Raw genomic sequence first — 23,325 nt, 5'->3', positions numbered from 1 at the left:
GATCAGGAGAGGATTTGGGAAGATGGCAACGAGTGTCGTTCTTCAAAAGGTCGAGAAGCGCTACGGGTCGCTGGATGTCATTCATGGCATCGACCTGACGATCGATCCCGGTGAGTTCACCGTCTTCGTCGGCCCGTCCGGCTGTGGCAAGTCCACGCTGCTGCGGATGATAGCCGGGCTCGAGGAGATTTCCGGCGGCGCCCTTCTTCTCGACAACGAACGCATGAACGAGGTCGCGCCGGCAAAGCGCGGGATCGCCATGGTGTTCCAGTCCTATGCGCTTTATCCGCATATGTCGGTCTACAAGAATCTGGCTTTCGGGCTGGAGACAGCCGGCTACAAAAAGGCTGAAATCGAGCCGAAGGTGCGCCGCGCCGCCGAGATTCTGCAGATCGAAAAGCTGCTGGAACGCAAGCCCAAGGCGCTTTCCGGCGGCCAGCGCCAGCGTGTTGCCATCGGCCGCGCCATTGTGCGCGAGCCGCGCATCTTCCTCTTCGACGAGCCGCTGTCGAACCTTGATGCGGAACTGCGCGTGCAGATGCGCGTCGAGATTTCCCGCCTGCACAGCAGCCTCGGCAATACGATGATCTATGTGACGCACGATCAGGTCGAGGCCATGACCATGGCAGACAAGATCGTCGTCCTGAATTCCGGCCGCATCGAGCAGGTCGGCGCCCCGCTCGATCTCTACAACAACCCGGCCAACCGCTTCGTCGCCGGCTTCATCGGCAGCCCGAAAATGAACTTCCTGAAGGCCAAGATCGAGCAGGTGAATGAAGGGGACACGAGTGTCAGCGTCTGCGGCAGTTCGATCCGCCTGCCTCGGCGCTTGAAGGGCTCGGCAGGCCAGGATGTGACATTCGGAATCCGCCCGGAACATCTCGGCGTTGCCGATGCCGGAACGGCGCTTGCGACCGTCAATGTCGATCTCGTCGAAAATCTCGGCGGCGCCACGATGCTTTACACGACGACGCCGGATGGTCAGCAGCTGACCATCGCTCTCGACGGCCAGCAGAAGGTCGAGCGCGGCACCAATGTGAAGACCGCCTTCGATCCGGCCCGCTGTCACGTCTTCGATGCGTCCGGCGCCACGATCTGACAGGGCCTCTGCTTGACAGCAGATCCTCCTCTGGCCCATCATTTTGAAAATGGGCCGCGAGGGGGACAAGCGTGACGCCTGAAGATAGGATTCATGCACTCGGCATCTGGCACGGACCGGTCGAGATCGAACCTATCACCGGCGGCATCACCAACCGCAACTACCTCGTCAGGGATCGCAACACGCGGCGCGTCGTCCGGTTGGGCGATGATATCCCGGTTCACCACATCAACCGCCAGAATGAGCTTGCCGCCAGCATTGCTGCCCATGCCGCCGGTCTTTCGCCCGCCGTCATCCATCATGCGCCCGGTATCCTCGTTCTGGACTTCATCGAATCGCGGGCACTGACCGCGGCTGATCTGCAGAATGAAGCAACCTTGCTGCGGACGCTGCCGCTGGTCCGGGCCTGCCACGGCGACATCGCTCGCCACTTCCGTGGCCACGCGATGATCTTCTGGGTCTTCCACGTGATCCGCGATTATGCGGCTAATCTTGCCGCGGCAGGTAGCGGCTACGCACCGCTTCTGCCGGGTCTGCTAGAGAAAGCCGAGCGTCTCGAAGCCGCCGCTGGACCGTTCGAGATCGGCTTCGGGCACAACGATCTGCTGGCCGCCAATTTCCTCGATGACGGCAAACGGCTCTGGTTGATCGACTGGGACTATGCCGGCTTCAACACGCCGCTCTTCGATCTCGGCGGCCTTGCCTCCAACAACGAGCTCCCGGAAGCCGCCGAACGGACGATGCTTGAAAGCTATTTCGAAAAGCCGCTGACCCCCGATCTCTGGCGCCGCTACAGCGCGATGAAATGCGCCTCTCTGCTACGCGAGACACTTTGGAGCATGGTCTCCGAGATCCATTCGACCATCGATTTCGATTACGCCGCTTATACCGCCGAAAATCTTGCGCGCTTCGAGCGCGCTTACAAGGCATTTGAACAGGATCAGTAGAATGATGAAGGAATTACCGAAGACGGCGAAGGCCGTGGTCATCGGCGGCGGTATCATCGGCTGCTCGACGGCCTATCATCTCGGCAAGCTCGGCTGGACCGATACCGTGCTGCTCGAGCGCAAGAAGCTGACATCGGGCACGACCTTCCACGCTGCCGGCCTCGTCGGCCAGCTGCGCACCAGCGCCAACATCACCCAGCTGCTCGGCTATTCCGTCGATCTCTACAAGAAGCTGGAGGCCGAAACCGGGCTCGGCACCGGCTGGAAGATGAATGGTGGCTTGAGGCTCGCCTGCAACGAGGAGCGTTGGACCGAGGTGAAGCGCCAGGCGACCACGGCGCAGTCCTTCGGCCTCGAAATGCATCTGCTGACGCCGCAGGAGGCTTTCGATCTCTGGCCGCTGATGACGATTGATGACCTCGTCGGTGCGGCCTACCTCCCGACCGATGGTCAGGCCAACCCCTCTGATATCACTCAGGCGCTTGCTCGTGGCGCCCGCATGGCCGGTGTCTCGATCTTCGAGGACACCGAAGTCATCGACCTCGAGATCGACAAGGGCCGTATCCGCGCCGTCATCACCGCCAATGGCCGCATCGAATGCGAGCGCGTCGTAGTCTGCGCCGGCCAGTGGACCCGCGCCTTCGCCGCGCGCTTCGGCGTCAACGTGCCGCTCGTCTCCGTTGAGCATCAATATCTGATCACCGAATCCTTCGGCGTACCCTCGAACCTGCCGACACTCCGCGATCCCGATCGCCTGACCTACTACAAGGAAGAGGTCGGTGGCCTCGTCATGGGCGGCTATGAGCCCAACCCGATCCCCTGGGCAACTGGCGGCATTCCCGACGGCTTCCACTACACGCTGCTCGACAGCAATTACGATCACTTCGAGCAGATCATGGAACAGGCACTGGCCCGCGTTCCCGCTCTCGAAACCGCCGGCGTCAAGCAGCTGTTGAACGGTCCGGAGAGCTTCACGCCTGACGGAAACTTCATCCTCGGCGAAGCGCCGGAACTGAAGAACTTCTTTGTCGGAGCGGGTTTCAACGCTTTCGGCATTGCGTCCGGCGGCGGTGCCGGCATGGCGCTGGCCGAATGGGTGGCGAAGGGAGAGCCGCCCTACGATCTCTGGCCGGTCGATATCCGCCGCTTCGGCCGCCCGCATTTCGACACCGACTGGGTCCGCACCCGCACCCTGGAGGCCTACGGCAAGCATTATACGCTGGCCTTCCCCTTCGAAGAGCATTCGAGCGGTCGCCCCTGCCGCAAGTCACCGCTCTACGATCGCCTGAAGGCTCAGGGCGCCTGTTTCGGCGAGAAGCTTGGCTGGGAGCGGCCGAACTGGTTTGCCGATCTCTTCGCCAACGAGGAGCCGAAGGACATCTACAGCTACAACAGGCAGAACTGGTTCGAGGCCGTTGGCCGCGAGCACAAGGCGGTGCGCGAGGCGGCCGTCATCTTCGACCAGACGTCCTTCGCGAAATTCGTGCTGAAGGGCCGCGATGCCGAAGCAGCGCTCGGCTGGATCGCTTCGAACGATGTGGCAAAGCCTGTCGGCTCGCTTGTTTATACCCAGATGCTGAATGACAAGGGCGGCATCGAATGCGATCTCACAGTCGCCCGCATTGCCGAGAACGAATATTACATCGTCACCGGCACCGGCTTTGCGACCCACGATTTCGACTGGATAGCCCGCAATATTCCTGACGGCATGCAGGCCGAGCTGGTCGATGTCACCTCGGCCTATTCGGTTCTGTCGCTGATGGGCCCGAATGCCCGTTTGGTGCTGGAGAAGGTCACCTCATCGGATGTCTCGAACGCCGCCTTTCCCTTCGGGCGCGTCAGGACGGTCGGCATCGCCGGCTGCCCCGTGAGGGCGCTGCGCATTACCTATGTCGGAGAGCTTGGCTACGAGCTCCATGTGCCGGTCGAATATGCAACGACCGTCTACGATGCGCTGATGGCCGCCGGAAACGGCCTCGGTCTCGTCAACGCCGGCTACCGCGCCATCGAAAGCTGCCGCCTGGAAAAGGGCTATCGCGCCTGGGGATCGGATATTGGTCCCGACCATACGCCCGTCGAGGCCGGTCTTGCCTGGGCCGTTAAGAGCAAAAAGAACATCCCGTTCCGTGGCCGCGATGCCGTGGAGCGTCAATTGACAGGTGGCGTCAAGAAGATGCTGGCCTGCTTCGTGCCCGATGACCCTGATATCGTCCTGCTCGGCCGCGAAACCATCTACCGCGATGGAAAACGCGTAGGATGGCTCTCCAGCGGCGGCTTCGGCTACACGATTGGCAAGGCGATTGGCTACGGCTATGTGCGCGACGTTGAGGGCGTGACGGAGGATTTTGTGCTGTCGGGCAAGTACGAGCTCGATGTCGCCCGCGAGCGGGTGCCGTGCTCGGTGTCGCTGAAGCCGTTGTATGATCCCGAGATGAAGAGGGTGAAGGGGTAGGCTGTTGCCTTTGGACACCGGTGGTGCCGCCAATGCTTCCCTCATTCCTGTGCCCTTAGGGCTGCGCCCACGGGACGTCACAGAAATCTAGCCACCGCGCGTCTGCGCGGTGAATGAATCTTTCAGTTGGACGAAGAGTCTTTCCGGCCCAAGTCCTCGGGCCGGCTGGATCCCTGTGACATCCCGTGGGCGCAGCCCTAAGGACACAGGGATGAGGAGGGAGAGGTTGGTGCCCTCTTTTCCTAGATCACCTCAGAACAACGGCAGCCTGTTATCCTGGATCAGAATATCGAGCTTGTTCGCCACATCCTCGGTCCAACCAACATTGTCCGTCAATGCCTTCGGGAACAGCCCCGGCAGCTTGAACAACGCCGCCGAAACGGCCCCACCGTTGCGTGGGATATCAGCGAGCAGCGCCGCAATCTCCTCCGCACGCGGATCTCGCAGCTCGTATGCCTTGCCGTTGCGGTCGACGCCGATGGCGTAGCGCATCCAGGCGGCGACGGCGATGGCGTAGGTCTCGGCCTTGCTGCCGTGGGCCAGTGCCTCGGTTGCCGGCTCCAGCAGCCGCTGCGGCAGCTTCTGCGTTCCGTCCATGGCGATCTGGTAGGTACGGTGGGCTATCGCCTTGTTTGCAAAGCGCGCTATCAGTTCATCGGCATAGTGGTCGAGATCGATGCCGGGGACTGGATCGAGCGTCTCGGCCGCAGCATTCATCTGGCGTCGGGCGAGAGCCGCCAATCCTTCATCTTCCATCACGTCGCGGATATATTCATAGCCGCCTATGTAGCCGAGATAGGCGAGCAGCGAATGCGCGCCGTTCAGCATGCGGAGCTTCATCTTTTCATAGGCCGAGACCTCATCGACCATCAGCACGCCGGCCTTGTCCCATGCAGGGCGGCCGTTGGCGAAATGGTCTTCGATCACCCATTGGGTGAAGGGCTCGGTCTCGATTGCTGCAAGATCTTGCCGTCCTGTCAGCCGCTCGGCATCCGCATAGGTGGCGTCGGTGCTGGCGGGCGTGATGCGGTCGACCATGGTCGAGGGGAAGGGCACATTGGTTTCGATCCAGGTGCGAAGCTCCGGATCGACACGGCCGGCGAAATCGAGGACGAGGCGCTTCAGCACCGCGCCGTTGCTCGGCAGATTATCGCAGCTGAGCGGCGTGAAGGGGGCGATACCCTTGGCGCGGCGGCGGGCAAGGCCTTCGACCAGATAGCCGACGACGCCGCGCGGCGCGTGGCGGTCGGCAAGATCGGCGGCAACATCCGGATGCGTCAGATCAAGTCCGCCGGTACGCACGTCGAGGCCATAGGCCTTTTCCGTCACCGTCAGGCTGACGATGCGGATCGCCGGGTCTTCGAGACGCGACAAGAGCAGCGACGGATCGCGCGGAGCCACATGCGCCTTCAGGATCGGACCGATCACCTCGGCCGTGGTGCCCGACGTATCACGGATCAACACGGTGTAGAGGCCGTTCTGGGCGTTGAGATTATCGGCAACGTCAGGCGTGCGCAGGCTCGCCACCTCGATGCCCCAGTCGCCGCCGTCAGCGGCCAGCGCCGCATCCGTAAACGGCGCGAAATGGGCACGGAAGAAGGCGCCGGGGCCGAGATGCAGGATGCCCGCCTTCAGCGCGCTGCGGTCATAGGCGGGAAGCTTTGCGGTCGGCGCCAGGCCGTTCAGGTCCTTCAGTCGATTGCTCACAGCTTGTAGGCCTTCTTCGCGTTGTCATAGGAGAGTTCGCGCGCGACGATTGCCGCATCTTTCCTGGAGATCCGGTGCTCGGCGGCAAGCTGCGCCAGGAAGCCGCAAACCTCGCGGCGCCAGACGTCGTGGCGGGCGGGGATCGAGAGCAAGGCGCGGGTATCGTCGTTGAAGCCGGCAAGATTTGCAAAGCCGGCGGTCTCGACGACCTGGTCGAGATAGCGGCGGATGCCATTCGGGCTGTCGTGGAACCACCAGGGCGGGCCGATCATCAGGCATTCCCAATGTCCGGCCATCGGCGCCAGCTCGCGCGAATAGGTCGTCTCGTCGAGCGTGAAGAGCAGGATGCGAAGGCCCTGCGAATGGCCGTACTTGGATAGCAGCGCATTGAGCCCGCCGATCCAGTCAGTCCGGGTCGGGATATCGGCGCCCATGTTCGGACCGCGGGTCGCAAAGAGACCGCTGTCGGTGTTTCGGCGCGATCCGGCGTGGATCTGCATCACCATGCCGTCTTCAGCCGAAAGACCAGCCATCTCGGTCATCATCTGACCACGGAACAGCTCGGCATCGGCAGCCGAAAGTGGACCCTTCAATGCCTTGTCGAGAAGCGCCTGCCGCTCGGTGGCCGAGAGGTCGGCGGTGAATGCGGTCGGTACGCCGTGGTCGGTCGCTGTGGCGCCGAACTGGCGGAAATAGGCGCGGCGCTTGCGATGCGCGTCGATCATGCCGTCCCATTTGGTGACGTCAGAGCCGGTGATCTCACCGAACTTGATGAGATTGTCGCGGAAGCCGACGGCGTCAGGATCTGTAACGCTATCAGGGCGGTATGTCGTACGAACCTTACCGATCCAGCCATCCTTCTGCATCTTCTGGTGATGGACCAGCGGATCCAGCGCGCCTTCCGTCGTGGCGATCGTTTCGATGCCGAAGCGCTGATGCAGCGCACGCGGGCGGAACTCGGGCTTGGCGAGCTGCTCGTTGATATGGTCGTAGAGCGTGTCGGCATTCTCAGGCGTCAGCGGTTCGGTACAGCCGAGCACGGCAGACATCGCATGATCGACCCACAGGCTGGACGGCGTGCCGCGGAAGAGATGATATTTGGCAGCGAAAGCGCGCCAGATGTCACGGCCCTTGGCGACAGGCTTGCCATCAAGTCGGGGAACGCCGAGCTCGTCGAGTTTGGTGCCGGTGCTGTGCAGCATGCGGAACAGGTAATGGTCGGGGATGACGAGCAGCGATGCGGCATCTTCAAAGGGCTTGTCGTCAGCGAACCACGAGGGCTCGGTATGCCCGTGCGGGCTGACGATCGGCAAAGCGGCAACGGTCTCGTAGAGGTCGCGCGCGATGCTGCGGGTTGCCGGATCGGCCGGAAAAAGCCGGTCCTGGTGAAGAAAGCCGTTTCGTGAATCCATAAGATTTCCTCCCTGATGGGTTAGGGCCTACTCCACGATCAAAGACACGGCAAGGCCCATTAGTAACCAATGAGTTCACTTTAGGAATCGATGCTGGGCGCCCCATTGACGCAGCCGCCGCTATAGGTTTTGGAAGAGCGGCAAACCGGTGGAGAACAACCATGGCCGAAGACATCAGCCGCATTACCCAGCTTGAAGAAGCCTTGGCCCATCAGGCAAAGACCATCGAAGAGCTTTCGGATCAGCTTGCCGAGCAATGGAAAGTGGTCGAACAGACCCGAGCGAAATTGGACCGCTTGACGGAACGCTTCCTGTCGCTCGAAGAGCAATCGCTGGAAGCGCCGGCGGTGACAAGGCCACCGCACTATTGAATGCCGAAATGAAAAGGGCGCCCGAAGGCGCCCTTTCGATTTTAGAGATTGCCGATGCAGAGATATTTCATCTCGAGGTAATCGTCGGCGCCATGGCGCGAGCCTTCGCGGCCGTTGCCGGATTGCTTGATACCGCCGAAGGGCGCGGTTTCCGTCGACATCAGGCCGGTATTGATCCCAACCATGCCGTATTCGAGCGCTTCCGCAACCTTCCAGACCTTCTTCAGATCGCCCGCGAAGAAATAGGCGGCGAGGCCGAACTCGGTGTCATTGGCCTGCTGGATGACTTCTTCAACGGTGTCGAAGCGGAAGAGCGGCGCGACCGGGCCGAAGGTTTCTTCCCTGGCGACCTTCATGCCCTTGGCAACGCCCGTGAGTACGGTCGGCGTGAAGAAGGTACCGGCACCTTCGATACGCTTGCCGCCGGTCAGCACCTTGGCACCCTTGGAGACCGCGTCGCTGACATGGTCCTCGACCTTGGCAAGACCCTGCTCGTCGATCAGCGGGCCGATGGTGACGCCCGAGGTGAAGCCGTCGCCAACCGACATGGCTTCAACCTTGGCAGCCAGCTTGGCCGCGAAGGCATCATAGACGCCTGACTGTACGTAGAGACGGTTGGCGCAGACGCAGGTCTGCCCGGCATTGCGGTACTTCGAAGCGATCGCGCCTTCGACGGCGGCATCGAGATCCGCATCATCAAAGACGATGAAGGGTGCGTTGCCGCCGAGCTCGAGGCTGACCTTCTTGATCTGGTCGGAGCACTGGCGCATCAGGATGCGGCCGACTTCGGTCGAGCCGGTGAAGCTGATCTTGCGCACCTTGTCGTTGCCGCAAAGCTCCTTGCCGATCGCGGGGCCGTCTTCGCCGACGATGACGTTGAAGACACCGGCAGGAACACCGGCCTGTTCGGCGAGAACCGCAAGCGCGATGGCCGAAAGCGGGGTCTGTTCCGCGGGCTTCGAAACGACGGTGCAGCCAACGGCAAGCGCCGGCGCGATCTTGCGGGTGATCATCGCGGCCGGGAAGTTCCAGGGCGTGATCGTGCCGACGACGCCGACCGGCTGCTTGATGACGATCATCCGCTTGTCGTTCGACGGTGCCGGGATGGTCTCGCCGTAGATGCGCTTGGCTTCTTCCGCATACCATTCGATGTAAGCGGCAGCGTAAAGGATCTCGCCGCGCGCTTCCGCAAAGGGCTTGCCCATTTCAGCCGTCAGGATCGCCGCCAGCTCGTCGGCATTGGCGACCATCAGGTCGAACCACTTGCGCAGGATGGCGCTGCGGTCCTTGGCGGGTTTTGCCGCCCAGGCGGGCTGGGCTGCATAGGCTGCGTCAATCGCCTTGCGGGTGTCTGCAGCGCCCATATCAGGGAGCGAGGCCAGAACTTCGCCAGTGGCCGGGTTCAGGACGTCGAAGGTTTTCGTTGCACCGCCCTTCGTCCATTCGCCGTTGATGTAGCCGGTGTCGCGTAGGAACGGAGAGGAGAAGGGGACGTGTTTGGTCAGTGCGGTCGTGAATGCCATGTCATTTACTCCGAAGGCGGTTACTTGCCCGCGCTTGCTTCAAGAATGGAGGCTTCGAGGATATCGAGCGCTTCGCCGAAGATATTGTCCTGAATGGTGATCGGGGCAAGGAAGCGGATGACGTTTCCGTGCACGCCGCAGGTCAAAAGGATGAGACCTTTTTCCAGCGCGATCAGGCGCACCTTGTTGGCGAACTCGGCGCTCGGCAGCTTGGTGGTCTTGTCGTTGAATTCGACGGCGTTCATGAAGCCCGGGCCGCGGATATCGACAATCTCCGGCACCTTGTCGCGCAGCGATTCCAGACGCTGCTTCAGGCGGCCGCCGAGCTGGTTGGCGCGGTTGCAGAGGTCTTCGTCCTTGATGACGTCGAGTACGGCATGAGCAGCGGCGATACCGAGCGGATTGCCGCCATAGGTGCCGCCGAGGCCGCCGGGGCCGGGCGCATCCATGACCTCGGCGCGGCCGGTGACAGCAGCCAGCGGGAAACCACCGGCAAGGCTCTTCGCCATGGTCATCAGATCAGGAGCGACCTCATGGTGATCCATCGCAAACATCTTGCCGGTACGGGCAAACCCGGTCTGCACTTCGTCGGCAATCAGCAGGATGCCGTGCTGGTCGCAAAGTTCGCGCAGCGCCTTCAGGAAGGCCGCAGGTGCCGCATAGAAACCGCCTTCGCCCTGCACGGGCTCGATGATGATCGCAGCCACACGCTGCGGATCGACATCGGCGGCAAACAGCTTCTTCAAGGCTGCCAAAGACTGCTCGGCGCTGACGCCATGCAGCTCGACCGGGAAGGGCACGTGGAAGACATCGCCAGGCATTGCGCCGAAGCCGACCTTGTAGGGCACGACCTTGCCGGTCAGGGCCATGCCCATGAAGGTACGGCCATGGAAGCCGCCGCCGAAGGCGATCACGGCGGAACGTCCGGTCGCGGCGCGGGCGATCTTGACGGCGTTTTCGACAGCTTCCGCACCCGTCGTCACGAAGATCGTCTTCTTGGCGAAGTTGCCGGGCGCCAACTCGTTCAGGCGTTCGGCAAGATGAACATAGGTTTCGTAAGGCACGACCTGGTGGCAGGTGTGGGTGAAGTGGTCCAGCTGGTCCTTGACGGCAGCGATGACGCGCGGATGGCGGTGGCCGGTGTTCAGAACGGCGATGCCAGCAGCGAAATCGATATAGCGGCGGCCCTCCTTGTCCCAGATTTCGGCATTCTCTGCGCGGTCGGCGTAGATTTGTGTCGTCATGCCGACGCCGCGGGAAATTGCGGCATTCTTCCGGTCCGTAAGGGTGGTCGCGTTCATCTATGCGCTCCTGCGCTCAAAGGGATTGGGAATTATCTTGCATAAGTTCTGCAAGATATGTAGAAAAGTCCTACATTTTTCCTGCAAGAAATCAAGCGGCATTTTTTGCTTCAAACATCACGCCTTTTGATGGATGCTCACGACCAGAGATTCTGTCGCGGCAGGATGCATAAAGCACCACGGAATCAGGGATTTATTGGCGAATGAACAATAACGGGCCGGTGCGCTACAAGGTCGCCGAGGCAGCGCGGCTGGCGGGAATTTCCGCCTCCACCGTACGGCTTTGGGAAAGCCAGGGCCTGCTTGTGCCTGATCGTTCGGAAACCGGCCACCGGCAATACAGCGCCGATGACGTCGCGCGGTTGAAGAAGATTTCCTGGTATCGTGTCGAGCGTGGCCTCAACCCGGCCGCGATCCGCGAGGCGCTGGAAAGCGAAGAGCCCTCCGGCGACAATGGCGAGACAGGCGGCGCGTCCGATATCGGCCGCCGGCTCCGCAGCCTTCGCCATGCCGCAGGCAAGACGCTGGATCAGGTCGCCGGCGACATGGGCATCACCTCGTCGACGCTATCGACGCTGGAGCGCACGTCGCAGGGCGTCAGCTTCAAGACCCTGCATGATCTCGCCGAATATTACGGCACCACCGTTTCGCGCCTCTCGGGCGAGGAAGCCGATGACGCAACGGCGGTCGTCCGCTCCGGCGAATGGCGCACCTGGCCGGAAACCACACCGGGCGTGACCGTGCAGCTGCTCGCCGAAGGGCGGCGGATGATGGATTGCCACCGCTTCGTGCTGGCGCCTGGCGCTACCAGCGAAGGCGCCTACCGGCATGAGGGCGAGGAATTCATGCATGTCCTGTCCGGCCGTCTGGAGCTGGTGCTCGATTCCGACCAGTTCTTCGATCTGGGCCCCGGTGACTCGCTTTATTTCGAAAGCCGCCGCTATCATTCCTGGCGCAACCGCCACGACGGCGAGACGGTGCTGCTCTGGATCAATACGCCGCCGACCTTCTGAGGCCGAAAACCGTATCGCCGCCAGCGCCTTTACGCTATAGCGCCGGAAGAAACACGCGAGGTAAAAGAAGAGCCATGGCTGCCACCATCCGTTATCATGAAGGCGATATCTCCGCGGCGGATGCCGCGCGCTACAAGGGCGCTATCGCGATCGATACCGAGACGCTGGGTCTCGTTCCGCGCCGCGACCGCCTGTGCGTTGTCCAGCTGTCGCCGGGCGACGGCACGGCCGATGTCATCCGCATCGCCTCCGGCCAGAAGGAGGCACCGAACCTGACGATGATGCTGGCCGATCCGGCCCGCCAGAAGATCTTCCACTATGGCCGCTTCGATATCGCCGTGTTGTTCCACACCTTCGGCGTGACCACGACACCCGTATTCTGCACCAAGATCGCCTCGCGCCTGTCGCGCACCTATACGGATCGCCACGGCCTGAAGGACAATCTGAAAGAGATGCTGGAGGTCGATATCTCCAAGGCACAGCAATCGTCGGATTGGGCGGCGGCGACGCTCTCGCAGGCACAGCTCGAATATGCAGCGTCCGACGTGCTCCATCTCCATGCGCTGCGCGACAAGCTGACCGAGCGCCTGCTGCGCGATGGCCGGTTCGACCACGCCACCGCCTGCTTCACGTTCCTGCCAACCCGCGCCAAGCTTGATCTTCTCGGCTGGGAAGAGACCGATATTTTCGCCCACAGCTGAGCAACGCGATATTTGAGAGCCATGAGACGGCCGGGCAGGATTGGCATCCTGTCCGGCCGTTAGTTTTTCATTAACGGCCATTCGGTAGAATCATCATCAATTTTTAAGCATTCGTCGGTGCGATGACGCGCCATGCGGACGGGAGGATCTGCGGAAGAATGCGAGGGGTCCGACGAGCGCGACCCTCGTGTGATCTGCTTCGATTGTCACTTGCGAAAGTAGGAGCATGCCATGTTGACTCCGGTTCGTGCAGCGTCAAATACGAGTCTTTCTTCCAACGGACAGGCTGCGGCGATTGTCGCCAGCGGACTTGCCCGGTCGATCGTTGCCCCGGCGCCCGTTAAAGCGATCGAAGGCTCCGATCTGAATTCGGCAATTGCCGGAAAGCTTAACCTCCTCTTGGCGGCAGCCCGCGAACGCATGTTCGAAGCGCTGCTCGATGCCATCAATGCAGCATCCGAGGCCCTGCCGCTGCCGCGTCAGGATGGCGAAACCAATCTTGCCTTCGCGTCCCGCCTTGCCGATGTCATCCAGAAGCTGCCGGCAACCCGCATCAACGAGATCGAAACGCAGCTCGCCGCCGATGGCCACACGCTGCCGCTGCGCCTGATCGCCGAAGCACTGAAGAATCCTGCAGGGCCGGAAGCCGCCCGTGTCGTCGCCTATCTGGAGACCGTCCGCTACAAGGATCGCGATCTGGTGGCCCGCGCGGTCGTTCGTTCGTATCGCCAGAACGATGCTTCACCGCTTCGGGCAGAACCCCGACCTGACATAGCACTGCACGAAGACAGCGTTCTGCCGGCTCCGAAATCAGGGACCGATGCAGCGCATGAAGCGCGACCGCAGGCGCAAGCCAGACCGTCAGCATTTGCGGCCCAGCCTTCTCCGCTTGCCGGTTTGTCCGATCTACCGGTTGACGTGATCGAAGAGATTGCCGAAGAGCCGCTGGCCGCCAACGAATTGGCGCAGGCTGCCGCATCGGAAGACCCGGAGCAACCGGAAACGGAAGCGATGGCGCCTGATGCGCCGCAGGTGCTTGGGGAAGCCGGAGCACCACACGCGCCGCTCGCCAGGGAGCGCGCCGAACCCGATATTCCGAAGATCTGGCCTGCTGTTCTCGCGTCGATCACCGAGGAGGCATCCGAACTGCTGGTCGCCATCATCAACGAGCAGGAGACGTCAACGCTTCTCGAGGCCCTGGCGGCAGCACCTGAGGATACCGAAGCGGCGCTCGATCAGCCGGTAAGCGACGAGATGCGCGAAGCAATGGATGGTCCGGACCAGATGGCAAACGCCAAGCCGGCACCGGCAGAGGCGGCACGCGCAGCGGCTGCAGCCGATCCCGCACAGCTCGCCCGCCAGCAGAAGGAGATCGTCGCCCAGCCGCAGATCCTTCCGGCCGATCTTGCCGAGATGGTTCAGAAATCCGGTCTGCTGCGCTCACCCGACGGCGTCGGCTATATCGCTCAGCCCTATCAATTCGCCAAGGATGGCGCCGAACGCCGCGACGGCCAGATGCATCGCAGCGACTATGAGGGCGGTACGGGCGAAGAAGAGCAGGATGCGCAGTCTGGCGAGGAGCAGCAATCGGCCTCTCAGCAGGAGCAGCGTCCGCAGGGCAGGGTGCCCGCCGATCTTCCCGAGATCGAAGCGCGCCAGGAAGAGCCTCCGGTCGCCGATCCGGTTTTCGCGCTCTATCAGCGCATGGTCGGCTGGGAATAACGGAACTTCCAAAATTCAGGTCAAAGAAAAACCCGCCGGATCGCTCCGGCGGGTTCTTTGTTTCAATGCTTGAAGCGATTACTCGCCGCGGTTCTTCAGAGCCGCGCCAAGGATGTCGCCGAGCGAAGCGCCAGAGTCGGACGAACCGAACTGAGCGACGGCTTCCTTCTCTTCTGCGATTTCCAGAGCCTTGATGGACAGCATGATCTTGCGGTCCTTCTTGGAGAAGTTGGTGACACGGGCGTCAACAACCTGGCCAACCGAGAAGCGTTCCGGACGCTGATCGTCGCGGTCGCGTGCGAGATCTGCACGGCGGATGAACGAGGTGATGTCTTCGTGTTCGACGAGCTTCACTTCGATGCCGCCATCGTTGACTGCGGTGATTTCGCAGGAAACGACTGCATTCTTGCGCAGGTCGCCAGAGGCAGCGGCGTCGCCGACTGCATCCTTGCCGAGCTGCTTGATGCCGAGCGAGATGCGTTCCTTTTCGACGTCAACATCGAGAACGACAGCCTTGACGACATCGCCCTTGTTGAACTCTTCGATGACCTGCTCGCCCGGACGGTTCCAGTCGAGGTCAGAAAGGTGCACCATGCCGTCAACGTCGCCGTCGAGGCCGATGAACAGGCCGAATTCGGTCTTGTTCTTGACTTCGCCTTCGACTTCAGTGCCAGCCGGGTTGTTGCGGGCGAATGCTGCCCACGGATTTTCCAGCGTCTGCTTGAGGCCGAGCGAAATACGGCGCTTGGACGGATCGACTTCGAGAACGACGACTTCGACTTCCTGGCTCGTGGACAGGATCTTGCCGGGGTGTACGTTCTTCTTGGTCCAGGACATTTCCGAGATGTGGATCAGGCCTTCGATGCCCGGCTCCAGCTCGACGAACGCACCGTAGTCGGTGATGTTCGTGACGGTACCGGAGATCTTCTTGCCTTCCGGATACTTCGCCTGGATGCCATCCCACGGATCCGACTCGAGCTGCTTCATGCCGAGCGAGATGCGGTGGGTTTCCTGGTTGATGCGGATGATCTGAACCTTGACCTGCTGGCCGATGTTCAGGATCTCCGACGGATGGTTGACGCGGCGCCATGCCATGTCGGTGACGTGCAGCAGGCCGTCGATGCCGCCGAGGTCAACGAACGCACCGTAATCGGTGATGTTCTTGACGACGCCGTCAACAACCTGGCCTTCTTCGAGGTTCTGAACGATTTCAGAACGCTGCTCGGCACGGGATTCTTCCAGAACCGTACGGCGCGAAACCACGATGTTGCCGCGGCGCTTGTCCATCTTGAGGATTTCGAAGGGCTGCGGGTTGTGCATCAGCGGGGAAACGTCGCGGATCGGGCGGATGTCGACCTGAGAACGCGGCAGGAAGGCGATCGCACCGTCGAGATCGACCGTGAAGCCGCCCTTGACCTGGTTGAAGATCACGCCTTCGACGCGCTCGCCAGCTTCGAACTTGGCTTCGAGCTTGATCCAGCTTTCTTCGCGGCGAGCCTTCTCGCGCGACAGAACAGCTTCGCCAAGGGCGTTTTCGATGCGCTCGACGTAAACTTCGACTTCGTCGCCGACCTTCAGCGAACCGTCCTTGGCGCGTGCGCCGAATTCCTTGAGCGCGATGCGGCCTTCGACCTTCAGGCCGACGTCAACAACAGCGACATCCTTTTCGATGCCGGTGACGATGCCCTTGGTGACATAGCCTTCGGCCAGGTCGTTCTTGGCAAAGGACTCTTCGAGAAGGGCCGCGAAATCTTCGCGAGAGGGAGTAGCTACTGACATAAAATCTCCTGCGTGGCCTTCGATAGCTGCAAGGCCCACGTATGCGCCGGTTGGTTCGTGTTGAACAGGCCTGAACCCAGTCCGCCTCCTTAAGGGAAGCAATCCGGCGCTTGGACGGAATTTCAGGCTTTTAAAAAGCGTCCCGCCGCGCAAGGCGCCAACGGACCGCTCGAATTTCAGTTATTTCGGCTCAAGGCCGCATCGATGATCGACTTTGCAGCTTGAAACGCGGCCTCTATACTCATTTCCGACGTATCAAGCAAGTGCGCGTCATCGGCTGGTTTCAAAGGGCTGTCGGCCCGTCCCATGTCGCGTTCGTCGCGCCGCTTCACATCCTCGAAAATCGCCTCGAAATCGGCAGCCGTCCCCTTCGCCGTGATTTCGTCGTAGCGTCGCCTCGCGCGCACCTGGGGCGAAGCCGTCACATAAAGCTTCACCGGGGCATCCGGGCAGACGACGGTGCCGATGTCGCGGCCGTCGAGCACCGTTCCCGGCGCCATTCCGGCAAAGCGCTGTTGCGCTTCGACAAGCGCGCGGCGAACCGCAGGCATCACGGCAATCTTCGAGGCAGCTTCGCCGATCTCATGTTTCGAAAGTATATCGCGATCGAGCCCGGCGAGTTCAACCTCGCGGGCGATCTTTTCGGCCACCGCCTCGTCATCGAGCGGCAGGGCGGCATCGATGAGCGCCTTGGCGGTCGCCCGGTAGGTCAGCCCCGTATCGAGGTGGTGGAAGCCGTATTCATCGGCGATCCGGCGCGAAAGCGTACCCTTGCCGGCCGCTGCCGGGCCGTCGATGGCAATCGTGAATGTCGTTTTCAATGGTTTCCTTCCAGCCCGCCGTAGCGCCTGACGAGCTCGATCATGTCTTCCTGGCCGCTTGCCGCGCCCAATCCGGCAGCAACGCCTTCGCGGTCGGCAACCGGGCGGTTCTGACTGACCTTCCACTTGCCTTCAAGCGCCGATATCTCGATTTCGATGCCGATGATGCCCTTCATCTGCGCCCGGATGAAATCGTCGGGCGCATCGTCCACCGCCCATGGCTTCTCGCGGCTGCCCTCATGCTGGCCGGTGAGCGCGTCGATCTGCGACCGAAGCCAGTCCGCATCGTCGATGACCCGGGCGCTGCCGCGCGCCTGGACGATCGCATAGTTCCAGGTCGGCACGACTTTGCCGGTCTCCTGCTTGGTCTTGTACCAGGATGGCGTCACATAGGAATTGGCGCCCTGGAAGACGGCAAGAATGCGTGCTCCATCCTGGATGTCGCGCCACTGGCCGTTGGCTTTTGCCAGATGCAGCCGCAACGTCCCTTTTTCCGACGCCTCGGCATCGAGATGGAACGGCACCGGATTGGCGACCAATCCGCTCGCTCCGGCGGTGATCAGCAGTCCGAGCGGATGGGCGCGGATCAGCTGGTGCTGGGTCGCCAGATCGTCTTCCCGGAAGTGAGGCGGCTGATACATTGGTTTCTCGCTGGTTTCTGTGTCTTCGGCGCTTCCTAACACAATGTTATTTGCCGGTCATCTTGCGATACGAAGTTTCGCTTTGACATCATTGGCCGCAACGATTATGGGGACCGGCTTATAAATTCCGAAAAGAACGCCGGTTTACACGGCACAGCCGAATGTATTCGGCCATTCTCACGAGGCTTATAGTGGCGAAAACGGAACTTGGAACCAAGCGTACCGATCCGGAAACCGGCAAGAAGTTCTACGATCTGAACCGGGATCCGATCGTTTCTCCGTATACCGGCAAATCCTATCCCCTATCCTTCTTCCAGGAAACCTCGGCTGCAGCAGCCGCTGAGGCGGCAAGCGAAGACGACGACGTGCAGGAAGTCGATACCGAGAGCACGGAAGTCGAACTCGTCTCGCTCGAGGACGCCGATGAAGGCGCAAGCGGCGACGACATTCCTGACATGGGCGATGACGACGTCGAGATCGAAGGCGATGACGACGACGATACCTTCCTCGAAGCCGACGAAGACGATGAAGATGACGACATGAGCGACATCATCGGCGTTACCGGCGACGAAGACGAAGTCTGATCCGATATAAATCACGGCCCGGACGACAAAAAATCTCCGGGCCGTTTTTTTAGGCTTGCCATCTGCGAAAACCGCAAGTAATAAGCCGCCACTCCGCCGGGTTAGCCCGCTTCGGAGGATCCCAGGACCGGAAGAAATACCGGACCACCCTGATGGGGCTATAGCTCAGCTGGGAGAGCGCTTGCATGGCATGCAAGAGGTCAGCGGTTCGATCCCGCTTAGCTCCACCAAATTTTCCCAAGATTTAGGTTGTCTATCAGGCTCTCCCCGCGGTCTTTGACGTCGTGAGCTTAAAGCCAAAGCGCAAACCTCCGAAGTTCACCCGGCCACATCAGGCAAATGCGTGCTTTGATGTGATCGATCCACTTCAGGCTATCGCGCTGCGTCATCGTCGGCTCTGACGCGACCCCGCGATCACGGCGGCAGACCATGCTCGTCTACGTGGAGTATTCCGGCAAGGCACTGATTTACGATAGAAAAATCAATCCAGCGGGCCGCCGATGAAGGGGCGTAATGTCTCTTATCCAATCCTTCAAAAGTGCTAGTCCCTTTAAGCTAGACCTTATGAATAGGAAGTTGGCTATGGATTAAGACGTAATGGCGATGGCAACGTTTATAGCTGGGAGCAATGCATAGCTAATATAAAATTTATTTCGTTAGCATTTTGTTAACTAGGGAGTTGCCCCATGTTAAGAACAGCAGCGAAATACGGCGTGGCCATCGCCTATCTCATGGCCTCCAGCAGTCTCGCATTCTCTGCACCTCTTCCTCTCCGCATCGACTGTCGTCTCGTTAAGCCGGGAACCCTTGAAGCCCGCCTCTGCCGCCCGACGGCCGCGATTCCAGCGGATAACTACCAAGGCTCTAACGATGATGCCGGAGGAACCGGCGGCGCTCCGCAGGTATCGGCATCGAGCGCCGGTTCCGGTGGCAGTCCGGGTAGTGGTGGTGACCCGGGTAGTGGCGGAACTGGATCCGGCAACGGCGGAACCGGACCCGGCGACGGCGGAACCGGCCCGGGAAACGGTGGTCATGGTCCAGGTAACGGCGGTCATGGTTCTGGCGGTGGTGGTCAGGGATCCGGCAAAGGCGATCACCATCATGGTGGGCATGCTGGTAACGGGAAAAAGGACAGCGGCCATTCCGGTGATGGAAAGCATGGCCGTGATCCGGGCAAGTCCTGGGGCGGCCATGGTGACAGAAAGGGCGGCGGCAAGTCTGGCGGCCACAAATCTGACGGTGGTAAACCCGGCGACCACAATTCCGGCGGCGGCAGGCCTGGTGGCGACCACTCCGGTGGTGGACAGCCTGGCGGCAATAAGTCTGGTGGGAACAAGCACGGTGGTGGCCATTCCGGCGGCGGCAACCATGGTGGTAGCAAGCCCGGAAATGGCCACTCCGGTGACAAGGCTGGAGACAACCGTTCCGGTGGCAGCAGACCCGGCGATAACCAACCTGGCGATGACGGATCCGGCAATGATCATTCCGGAAGCCACGGAGGTGGCGGCCACCAGAAAGGCCGCGATGACAGCCACAGATCTGGCGGCGGCAAGTCCGGAGGGCACTGAGCGCCCGGGCATACGATTGGTGACAACGAGCCCGGCTGAAAGGCCGGGCTTCGTCATTCCCGGGATTGTGCTGCAAGCAGAGTATATGAGGCAGATCGCGGCCTGCACCATTCGTTTGTGCCTTAGCCTTGCCATGCCTGCCGGTTCGGCTTAGCTCTGCCCCGGAACAAGAATCCGGACAAACGATGCCTCACAAGGTCTTTCTCTCCCGCCTCAAGCTGACGGACTTCCGCAATTATGCGGCGGTGTCGCTCGATATGGACGGCCGCCATGTTGTGCTGACGGGTGACAATGGCGCGGGAAAAACCAATCTGATGGAGGCGGTTTCGTTCCTGTCGCCGGGGCGGGGTCTCCGCCGTGCCGCCTATTCCGATATCACTCGCGTCGGCGCCTCTGCCGGCTTCTCGATCTTCACCGAACTCGAGGGGATGGAAGGTGGCGTGGAGATCGGCACCGGGGCCGACACGACGGACGAGAATACGGCGCGCAAGTTGCGGATCAACGGCACGACGGCGAAGACGGCCGATGAGCTCACCGATCATCTGCGCGTACTGTGGCTGACGCCATCCATGGATGGCCTGTTCACCGGTGGCTCCTCCGATCGCCGCCGCTTTCTCGACCGCCTCGTGCTCTCGCTCGATCCCGCCCATGGGCGCCGCGCCAGCGATTTCGAGCGCGCCATGCGCAGCCGCAACAAGCTGCTTGACGAAGGCAGGTTCGATCCGTCCTGGCTCGCCGGCATCGAACAGCAGATGGCAAGCCTTGGCATCGCCATGGCGCTTGCCCGCCAGGAGATGCTCGGCCTGCTGACCCGGCTGATCGAAGAGACGCGGGAGACCTCGCCTTTCCCTTCGGCCGCACTTGCGCTTTCGGGCTTCATGGATGGACAATTCGCGCGTCCTGCCGTCGATCTCGAGGACGATTATGCGGCCATGCTGGCCGACAGCCGCTATCGCGATGCCGCCGCCGGGCGCACGCTGGATGGGCCGCACCGCGCCGATCTGCTTGTCCGCCACCGCGAGAAGCAGATGGAAGCGGAGCGCTGCTCCACAGGCGAGCAGAAAGCGCTGCTGGTCGGCCTGATCCTCGCCCATGCGAAACTCGTCGCCAATCTGACGGGGCACGCCCCAGTGCTGCTGCTGGACGAGATCGCCGCGCATCTCGATGAAGGGCGCCGTGCGGCTCTCTTCGATCTTATCGATTCGCTCGGCGGGCAGGCCTTCATGACCGGCACCGACCGCTCGATGTTTTCGGCCCTCGGCGAGCGGGCGCAATTCCTGACGGTCTCCGACGGACATGTCGGGGAATGACGGACGGTGCTTTCCTCTTCGGTTCGGGCCATGATAGCATTCCTGCCATGGAACCGCTCAGTCCCGAAGAAATCGCGCGATATCAGCGTCATATCCTGCTGCCGGAGATCGGCGGGGCAGGCCAGCAGAAGCTCAAGGCCGCCCGGATACTGGTGATTGGCGCCGGCGGCCTCGGCGCCCCGGTTCTGCAATATCTGGCGGCTGCAGGTGTGGGCACGCTCGGTATTGCTGATGACGACCGTGTTTCGCTTTCCAATCTGCAGCGGCAGGTCATCCACGATTCCGGCACCATCGGCGAGTTGAAGACGGAGAGCGCTGCCTTTGCGATCGCCCGGCTCAATCCGCATGTGAACATCATCCGCTTCGAGGAGCGCTTCTCCTCCGAATCGGCCCGCCGTCATCTCTCTGGCTTCGATCTGCTGATTGACGGATCCGACAATTTCGAGACGCGCTACGCCGCAGCCGATGCCGCCGAACAGGCGAAGGTGCCGCTGGTGACCGGCGCGGTCGGCCGGTTCGATGGATCGCTGACGGTTCTGAAACCGTATGAGGCTGCCGCGGATGGCACCCTCAATCCGGCCTACCGGGATCTCTTTCCCGAAATTCCGCCGGACGGGTTGATCCCCGCCTGCGCCGAAACCGGCATCGTCGGTGCGCTGACCGGCGTCATCGGCACGCTGATGGCCATGGAAGCGATCAAGCTGATCACCCGCAGTGGCGAGCCGCTCATCGGGCGGCTGCTGCTCTACGACGCGCTGACGACGCGTTTCGATACCATACGATACAAGCGGCGGAAGACATGACCGATATTATCAGGCTCGATCAAGACTTCGGCCGCTGGGCCGAACTGCTCGACCTCATCCTCTCATCCTTTGCCTATATGAACGGCCGCATCGATCCGCCGTCCTCCGGCCTTTCGCTGACGCCCGAAGCGTTGCAGGAAAAGGCCGCAGCCGAAATCTGCTACGTCGCGCTGGATGGCGACAGGCTCACCGGATGCATGTTCCTGCGCCCCGAAGAAGACAGCCTCTATCTCGGCAAGCTGGCGATCGCGCCTAATTATCAGGGCAAAGGCATCGGCAGGCAGCTGTTCGCGATTGCCGAGGCGGTCGCGAAGGAGCGGGGATTGAAGGTGATCCGGCTCGACACGCGGATCGAACTCACCGGCAATCATGCGATCTTCAGCGGCTGGGGCTTCGCGAGGACGGCCGACAAATCCCATCCGGGTTACGACCGGGTCACCTATATCGAAATGCGCAAGACCCTGGCTTAGCGGCCGGGCAAAACGCGGTTCGGCGGCCGGTGGCCGTCGATGAAGGCGCGGATATTGATGATCACCTTGTCGCCCATGTCGATACGGCCCTCGATCGTCGCCGAGCTCATATGCGGCAGCAGCACGACCTTGCCCTCGTTGGCGAGCTTGATCAGCTTCGGATTGACCGCGGGCTCGTTCTCGAACACGTCGAGACCGGCGCCGGCAATCCGGCCTTCGCGCAGGCACTTGATCAGCGCCGCTTCATCAACGACGTCGCCGCGCGCGGTGTTCACCAGATAGGCCGTTGGCTGCAGCAGGGCGAGCCGCCGGGCAGAGAGCAGGTGGAACGTCGCCGGTGTCGACGGGCAGTTGACCGAGACGATGTCGACGCGAGCCAGCATCTGGTCGAGGCTTTCCCAATAGGTTGCCTCCAGCTCGTCCTCGGTCGCCGGGTTCACGCGCTTGCGGTTGTGATAGTGGATCGACAGGCCGAACGCCTTGGCGCGGCGGGCAACGGCAGTGCCGATCCGGCCCATGCCGACAATGCCGATCCGCTTGCCGTGAATGCGGCGTCCGAGCATCCAGGTCGGCGACCACCCTGCCCATTCCCCTGGCTTGTCGGTTAGGATGCGCGCACCTTCGCCGAGGCGCCGCGGCACCGCGAGGATCAGCGCCATCGTCATGTCGGCGGTGTCTTCGGTCAGCACGTTTGGCGTGTTCGTCACGGTAATGCCCTTGCGGGCCGCGGCCTCGACATCGATGTGATCGGTGCCGTTCGAAAAGCTGGAAATCAGTTTCAGCTGCGGTCCAGCCTGCTCGATCAGCTGAGCGTCGATGCGGTCGGTCACGGTGGGCACCAGAACGTCGGCGCTCTTCACCGCCTCGGCGAGCTCGGCCGCGGAACGCGGCGAATCGTCGATGTTGAGTTCGGCGTCGAAGAGCTCGCGCATGCGCGTCTCGACCGCGTCAGGCAGCTTCCGGGTGATGTAGACCTTCGGTTTTTTCTTCGATGTCATCGCGGCCGGCCATGCCTTGTTCAGATGTCTTTAACCAAGACGGGGGATAATTTTAACGTTCGGGCAATTTCTACCAGACCCGCACGCGAAGACAAACAAAACT

General features: G+C 61.6%; 20 protein-coding genes and 1 tRNA gene. 13 read left to right on the top strand and 8 right to left on the bottom strand.

What is annotated here, in order from left to right; genetic code table 11:
• The first annotated feature begins 22 nt into the window (after nt 1-22).
• From AC1DV9_RS09655 to AC1DV9_RS09645, 3 genes are all read left to right on the top strand, one after another.
• Nucleotides 23-1,099 (top strand): ABC transporter ATP-binding protein, encoded by a 1,077-nt coding sequence (locus AC1DV9_RS09655; RefSeq protein WP_477947463.1) that lies wholly within the window; start codon nt 23-25, stop codon nt 1,097-1,099.
• A gap of 71 nt (nt 1,100-1,170) precedes the next feature.
• Nucleotides 1,171-2,046, top strand: a complete 876-nt coding sequence (locus AC1DV9_RS09650) for a phosphotransferase (protein ID WP_477947461.1) — start codon at nt 1,171-1,173, stop codon at nt 2,044-2,046.
• Nucleotide 2,047: 1 nt separating this feature from the next.
• Entirely contained in the window at nt 2,048-4,498 is a 2,451-nt protein-coding gene (locus AC1DV9_RS09645) for a GcvT family protein (protein WP_477947459.1), read from the top strand.
• A gap of 252 nt (nt 4,499-4,750) precedes the next feature.
• Here AC1DV9_RS09645 and AC1DV9_RS09640 read toward each other — a convergent pair whose 3' ends face one another.
• Nucleotides 4,751-6,205, bottom strand: coding sequence for a mannitol dehydrogenase family protein (locus AC1DV9_RS09640; protein WP_477947458.1), 1,455 nt, complete (start codon nt 6,203-6,205; stop codon nt 4,751-4,753).
• The gene (gene uxaC / locus AC1DV9_RS09635) at nt 6,202-7,617 is read right to left on the bottom strand and encodes a glucuronate isomerase (protein WP_477947457.1); all 1,416 of its coding nucleotides are present in this window, start codon (nt 7,615-7,617) and stop codon (nt 6,202-6,204) included. The genes AC1DV9_RS09640 and uxaC overlap by 4 nt, the downstream gene beginning before the upstream one ends.
• Nucleotides 7,618-7,778: 161 nt before the next feature.
• Between uxaC and AC1DV9_RS09630 the strand changes: the two genes are divergently transcribed.
• Nucleotides 7,779-7,988: a SlyX family protein gene (locus tag AC1DV9_RS09630; RefSeq protein ID WP_112514309.1), complete on the top strand. Its 210-nt coding sequence runs from the start codon at nt 7,779-7,781 to the stop codon at nt 7,986-7,988.
• Nucleotides 7,989-8,029: 41 nt separating this feature from the next.
• Here AC1DV9_RS09630 and AC1DV9_RS09625 read toward each other — a convergent pair whose 3' ends face one another.
• Together AC1DV9_RS09625 and AC1DV9_RS09620 are read right to left on the bottom strand one after the other, a co-directional pair.
• Entirely contained in the window at nt 8,030-9,511 is a 1,482-nt protein-coding gene (locus AC1DV9_RS09625) for an NAD-dependent succinate-semialdehyde dehydrogenase (protein WP_477947455.1), read from the bottom strand.
• Between the two features lie 20 nt (nt 9,512-9,531).
• Entirely contained in the window at nt 9,532-10,812 is a 1,281-nt protein-coding gene (locus AC1DV9_RS09620) for a 4-aminobutyrate--2-oxoglutarate transaminase (RefSeq protein ID WP_477947453.1), read from the bottom strand.
• Nucleotides 10,813-11,015: 203 nt separating this feature from the next.
• Between AC1DV9_RS09620 and AC1DV9_RS09615 the strand changes: the two genes are divergently transcribed.
• The 3 genes from AC1DV9_RS09615 to AC1DV9_RS09605 all read left to right on the top strand — a co-directional run bounded on the left by AC1DV9_RS09615 (nt 11,016) and on the right by AC1DV9_RS09605 (nt 14,248).
• Nucleotides 11,016-11,825 (top strand): MerR family transcriptional regulator, encoded by an 810-nt coding sequence (locus tag AC1DV9_RS09615; protein WP_477947451.1) that lies wholly within the window; start codon nt 11,016-11,018, stop codon nt 11,823-11,825.
• A gap of 74 nt (nt 11,826-11,899) precedes the next feature.
• A complete protein-coding gene (locus AC1DV9_RS09610) occupies nt 11,900-12,526 on the top strand; it encodes a ribonuclease D (protein WP_477947449.1) in 627 nt (208 codons plus the stop codon).
• A gap of 231 nt (nt 12,527-12,757) precedes the next feature.
• On the top strand, nt 12,758-14,248 hold the full coding sequence (locus AC1DV9_RS09605; RefSeq protein ID WP_477947447.1) for a hypothetical protein: 1,491 nt from the start codon (nt 12,758-12,760) through the stop codon (nt 14,246-14,248).
• Nucleotides 14,249-14,326: 78 nt separating this feature from the next.
• Here the strand turns inward: AC1DV9_RS09605 and rpsA are convergent, their stop codons facing one another.
• The 3 genes from rpsA to AC1DV9_RS09590 all read right to left on the bottom strand — a co-directional run bounded on the left by rpsA (nt 14,327) and on the right by AC1DV9_RS09590 (nt 17,489).
• Complete coding sequence (gene rpsA, locus AC1DV9_RS09600; RefSeq protein ID WP_112384986.1) at nt 14,327-16,027, bottom strand: 30S ribosomal protein S1; 1,701 nt, start codon at nt 16,025-16,027, stop codon at nt 14,327-14,329.
• Nucleotides 16,028-16,203: 176 nt separating this feature from the next.
• Nucleotides 16,204-16,848 carry a (d)CMP kinase gene (gene cmk, locus AC1DV9_RS09595; protein ID WP_310293694.1) on the bottom strand — a complete coding sequence of 215 codons (645 nt, stop codon included), beginning with the start codon at nt 16,846-16,848 and terminating at the stop codon, nt 16,204-16,206.
• Nucleotides 16,845-17,489, bottom strand: coding sequence for an FMN-binding negative transcriptional regulator (locus AC1DV9_RS09590; protein ID WP_477947445.1), 645 nt, complete (start codon nt 17,487-17,489; stop codon nt 16,845-16,847). The genes cmk and AC1DV9_RS09590 overlap by 4 nt, the downstream gene beginning before the upstream one ends.
• 191 nt (nt 17,490-17,680) lie before the next feature.
• Between AC1DV9_RS09590 and AC1DV9_RS09585 the strand changes: the two genes are divergently transcribed.
• From AC1DV9_RS09585 to AC1DV9_RS09560, 6 genes are all read left to right on the top strand, one after another.
• Nucleotides 17,681-18,073: a TIGR02300 family protein gene (locus AC1DV9_RS09585; protein WP_112385374.1), complete on the top strand. Its 393-nt coding sequence runs from the start codon at nt 17,681-17,683 to the stop codon at nt 18,071-18,073.
• 154 nt (nt 18,074-18,227) lie between these two features.
• A tRNA-Ala gene (locus AC1DV9_RS09580) sits at nt 18,228-18,303 on the top strand.
• Between the two features lie 640 nt (nt 18,304-18,943).
• Nucleotides 18,944-19,795, top strand: coding sequence for a hypothetical protein (locus tag AC1DV9_RS09575; protein ID WP_477947443.1), 852 nt, complete (start codon nt 18,944-18,946; stop codon nt 19,793-19,795).
• Nucleotides 19,796-19,826: 31 nt separating this feature from the next.
• On the top strand, nt 19,827-20,951 hold the full coding sequence (gene recF, locus AC1DV9_RS09570; RefSeq protein WP_477947441.1) for a DNA replication/repair protein RecF: 1,125 nt from the start codon (nt 19,827-19,829) through the stop codon (nt 20,949-20,951).
• The gene (locus AC1DV9_RS09565) at nt 20,948-21,754 is read left to right on the top strand and encodes a molybdopterin-synthase adenylyltransferase MoeB (RefSeq protein ID WP_477947439.1); all 807 of its coding nucleotides are present in this window, start codon (nt 20,948-20,950) and stop codon (nt 21,752-21,754) included. The genes recF and AC1DV9_RS09565 overlap by 4 nt, the downstream gene beginning before the upstream one ends.
• Nucleotides 21,751-22,224 (top strand): GNAT family N-acetyltransferase, encoded by a 474-nt coding sequence (locus AC1DV9_RS09560; RefSeq protein ID WP_477947437.1) that lies wholly within the window; start codon nt 21,751-21,753, stop codon nt 22,222-22,224. The genes AC1DV9_RS09565 and AC1DV9_RS09560 overlap by 4 nt, the downstream gene beginning before the upstream one ends.
• Here the strand turns inward: AC1DV9_RS09560 and AC1DV9_RS09555 are convergent.
• A complete protein-coding gene (locus AC1DV9_RS09555) occupies nt 22,221-23,222 on the bottom strand; it encodes a 2-hydroxyacid dehydrogenase (RefSeq protein ID WP_477947435.1) in 1,002 nt (333 codons plus the stop codon). The genes AC1DV9_RS09560 and AC1DV9_RS09555 overlap by 4 nt on opposite strands.
• Between the last annotated feature and the right edge of the window lie 103 nt (nt 23,223-23,325).

This window comes from Rhizobium sp. 01L410, from assembly GCF_056400165.1.
Note: the sequence above shows the minus strand (reverse complement) of the source record. Positions and strands in the feature narration are given on the sequence as shown.

Coding starts and splice junctions, on each gene's coding strand:
- AC1DV9_RS09655 (WP_477947463.1), top strand. CDS start 23: ATGGCAACGAGTGTCGTTCTTCAAAAGGTCGAGAAGCGCTACGGGTCG.
- AC1DV9_RS09645 (WP_477947459.1), top strand. CDS start 2,048: ATGATGAAGGAATTACCGAAGACGGCGAAGGCCGTGGTCATCGGCGGC.
- uxaC (WP_477947457.1), bottom strand. CDS start 7,617: ATGGATTCACGAAACGGCTTTCTTCACCAGGACCGGCTTTTTCCGGCC.
- AC1DV9_RS09630 (WP_112514309.1), top strand. CDS start 7,779: ATGGCCGAAGACATCAGCCGCATTACCCAGCTTGAAGAAGCCTTGGCC.
- AC1DV9_RS09625 (WP_477947455.1), bottom strand. CDS start 9,511: ATGGCATTCACGACCGCACTGACCAAACACGTCCCCTTCTCCTCTCCG.
- AC1DV9_RS09620 (WP_477947453.1), bottom strand. CDS start 10,812: ATGAACGCGACCACCCTTACGGACCGGAAGAATGCCGCAATTTCCCGC.
- AC1DV9_RS09615 (WP_477947451.1), top strand. CDS start 11,016: ATGAACAATAACGGGCCGGTGCGCTACAAGGTCGCCGAGGCAGCGCGG.
- AC1DV9_RS09610 (WP_477947449.1), top strand. CDS start 11,900: ATGGCTGCCACCATCCGTTATCATGAAGGCGATATCTCCGCGGCGGAT.
- AC1DV9_RS09605 (WP_477947447.1), top strand. CDS start 12,758: ATGTTGACTCCGGTTCGTGCAGCGTCAAATACGAGTCTTTCTTCCAAC.
- rpsA (WP_112384986.1), bottom strand. CDS start 16,027: ATGTCAGTAGCTACTCCCTCTCGCGAAGATTTCGCGGCCCTTCTCGAA.
- AC1DV9_RS09590 (WP_477947445.1), bottom strand. CDS start 17,489: ATGTATCAGCCGCCTCACTTCCGGGAAGACGATCTGGCGACCCAGCAC.
- AC1DV9_RS09575 (WP_477947443.1), top strand. CDS start 18,944: ATGATGCCGGAGGAACCGGCGGCGCTCCGCAGGTATCGGCATCGAGCG.
- recF (WP_477947441.1), top strand. CDS start 19,827: ATGCCTCACAAGGTCTTTCTCTCCCGCCTCAAGCTGACGGACTTCCGC.
- AC1DV9_RS09565 (WP_477947439.1), top strand. CDS start 20,948: ATGACGGACGGTGCTTTCCTCTTCGGTTCGGGCCATGATAGCATTCCT.
- AC1DV9_RS09560 (WP_477947437.1), top strand. CDS start 21,751: ATGACCGATATTATCAGGCTCGATCAAGACTTCGGCCGCTGGGCCGAA.
- AC1DV9_RS09555 (WP_477947435.1), bottom strand. CDS start 23,222: ATGACATCGAAGAAAAAACCGAAGGTCTACATCACCCGGAAGCTGCCT.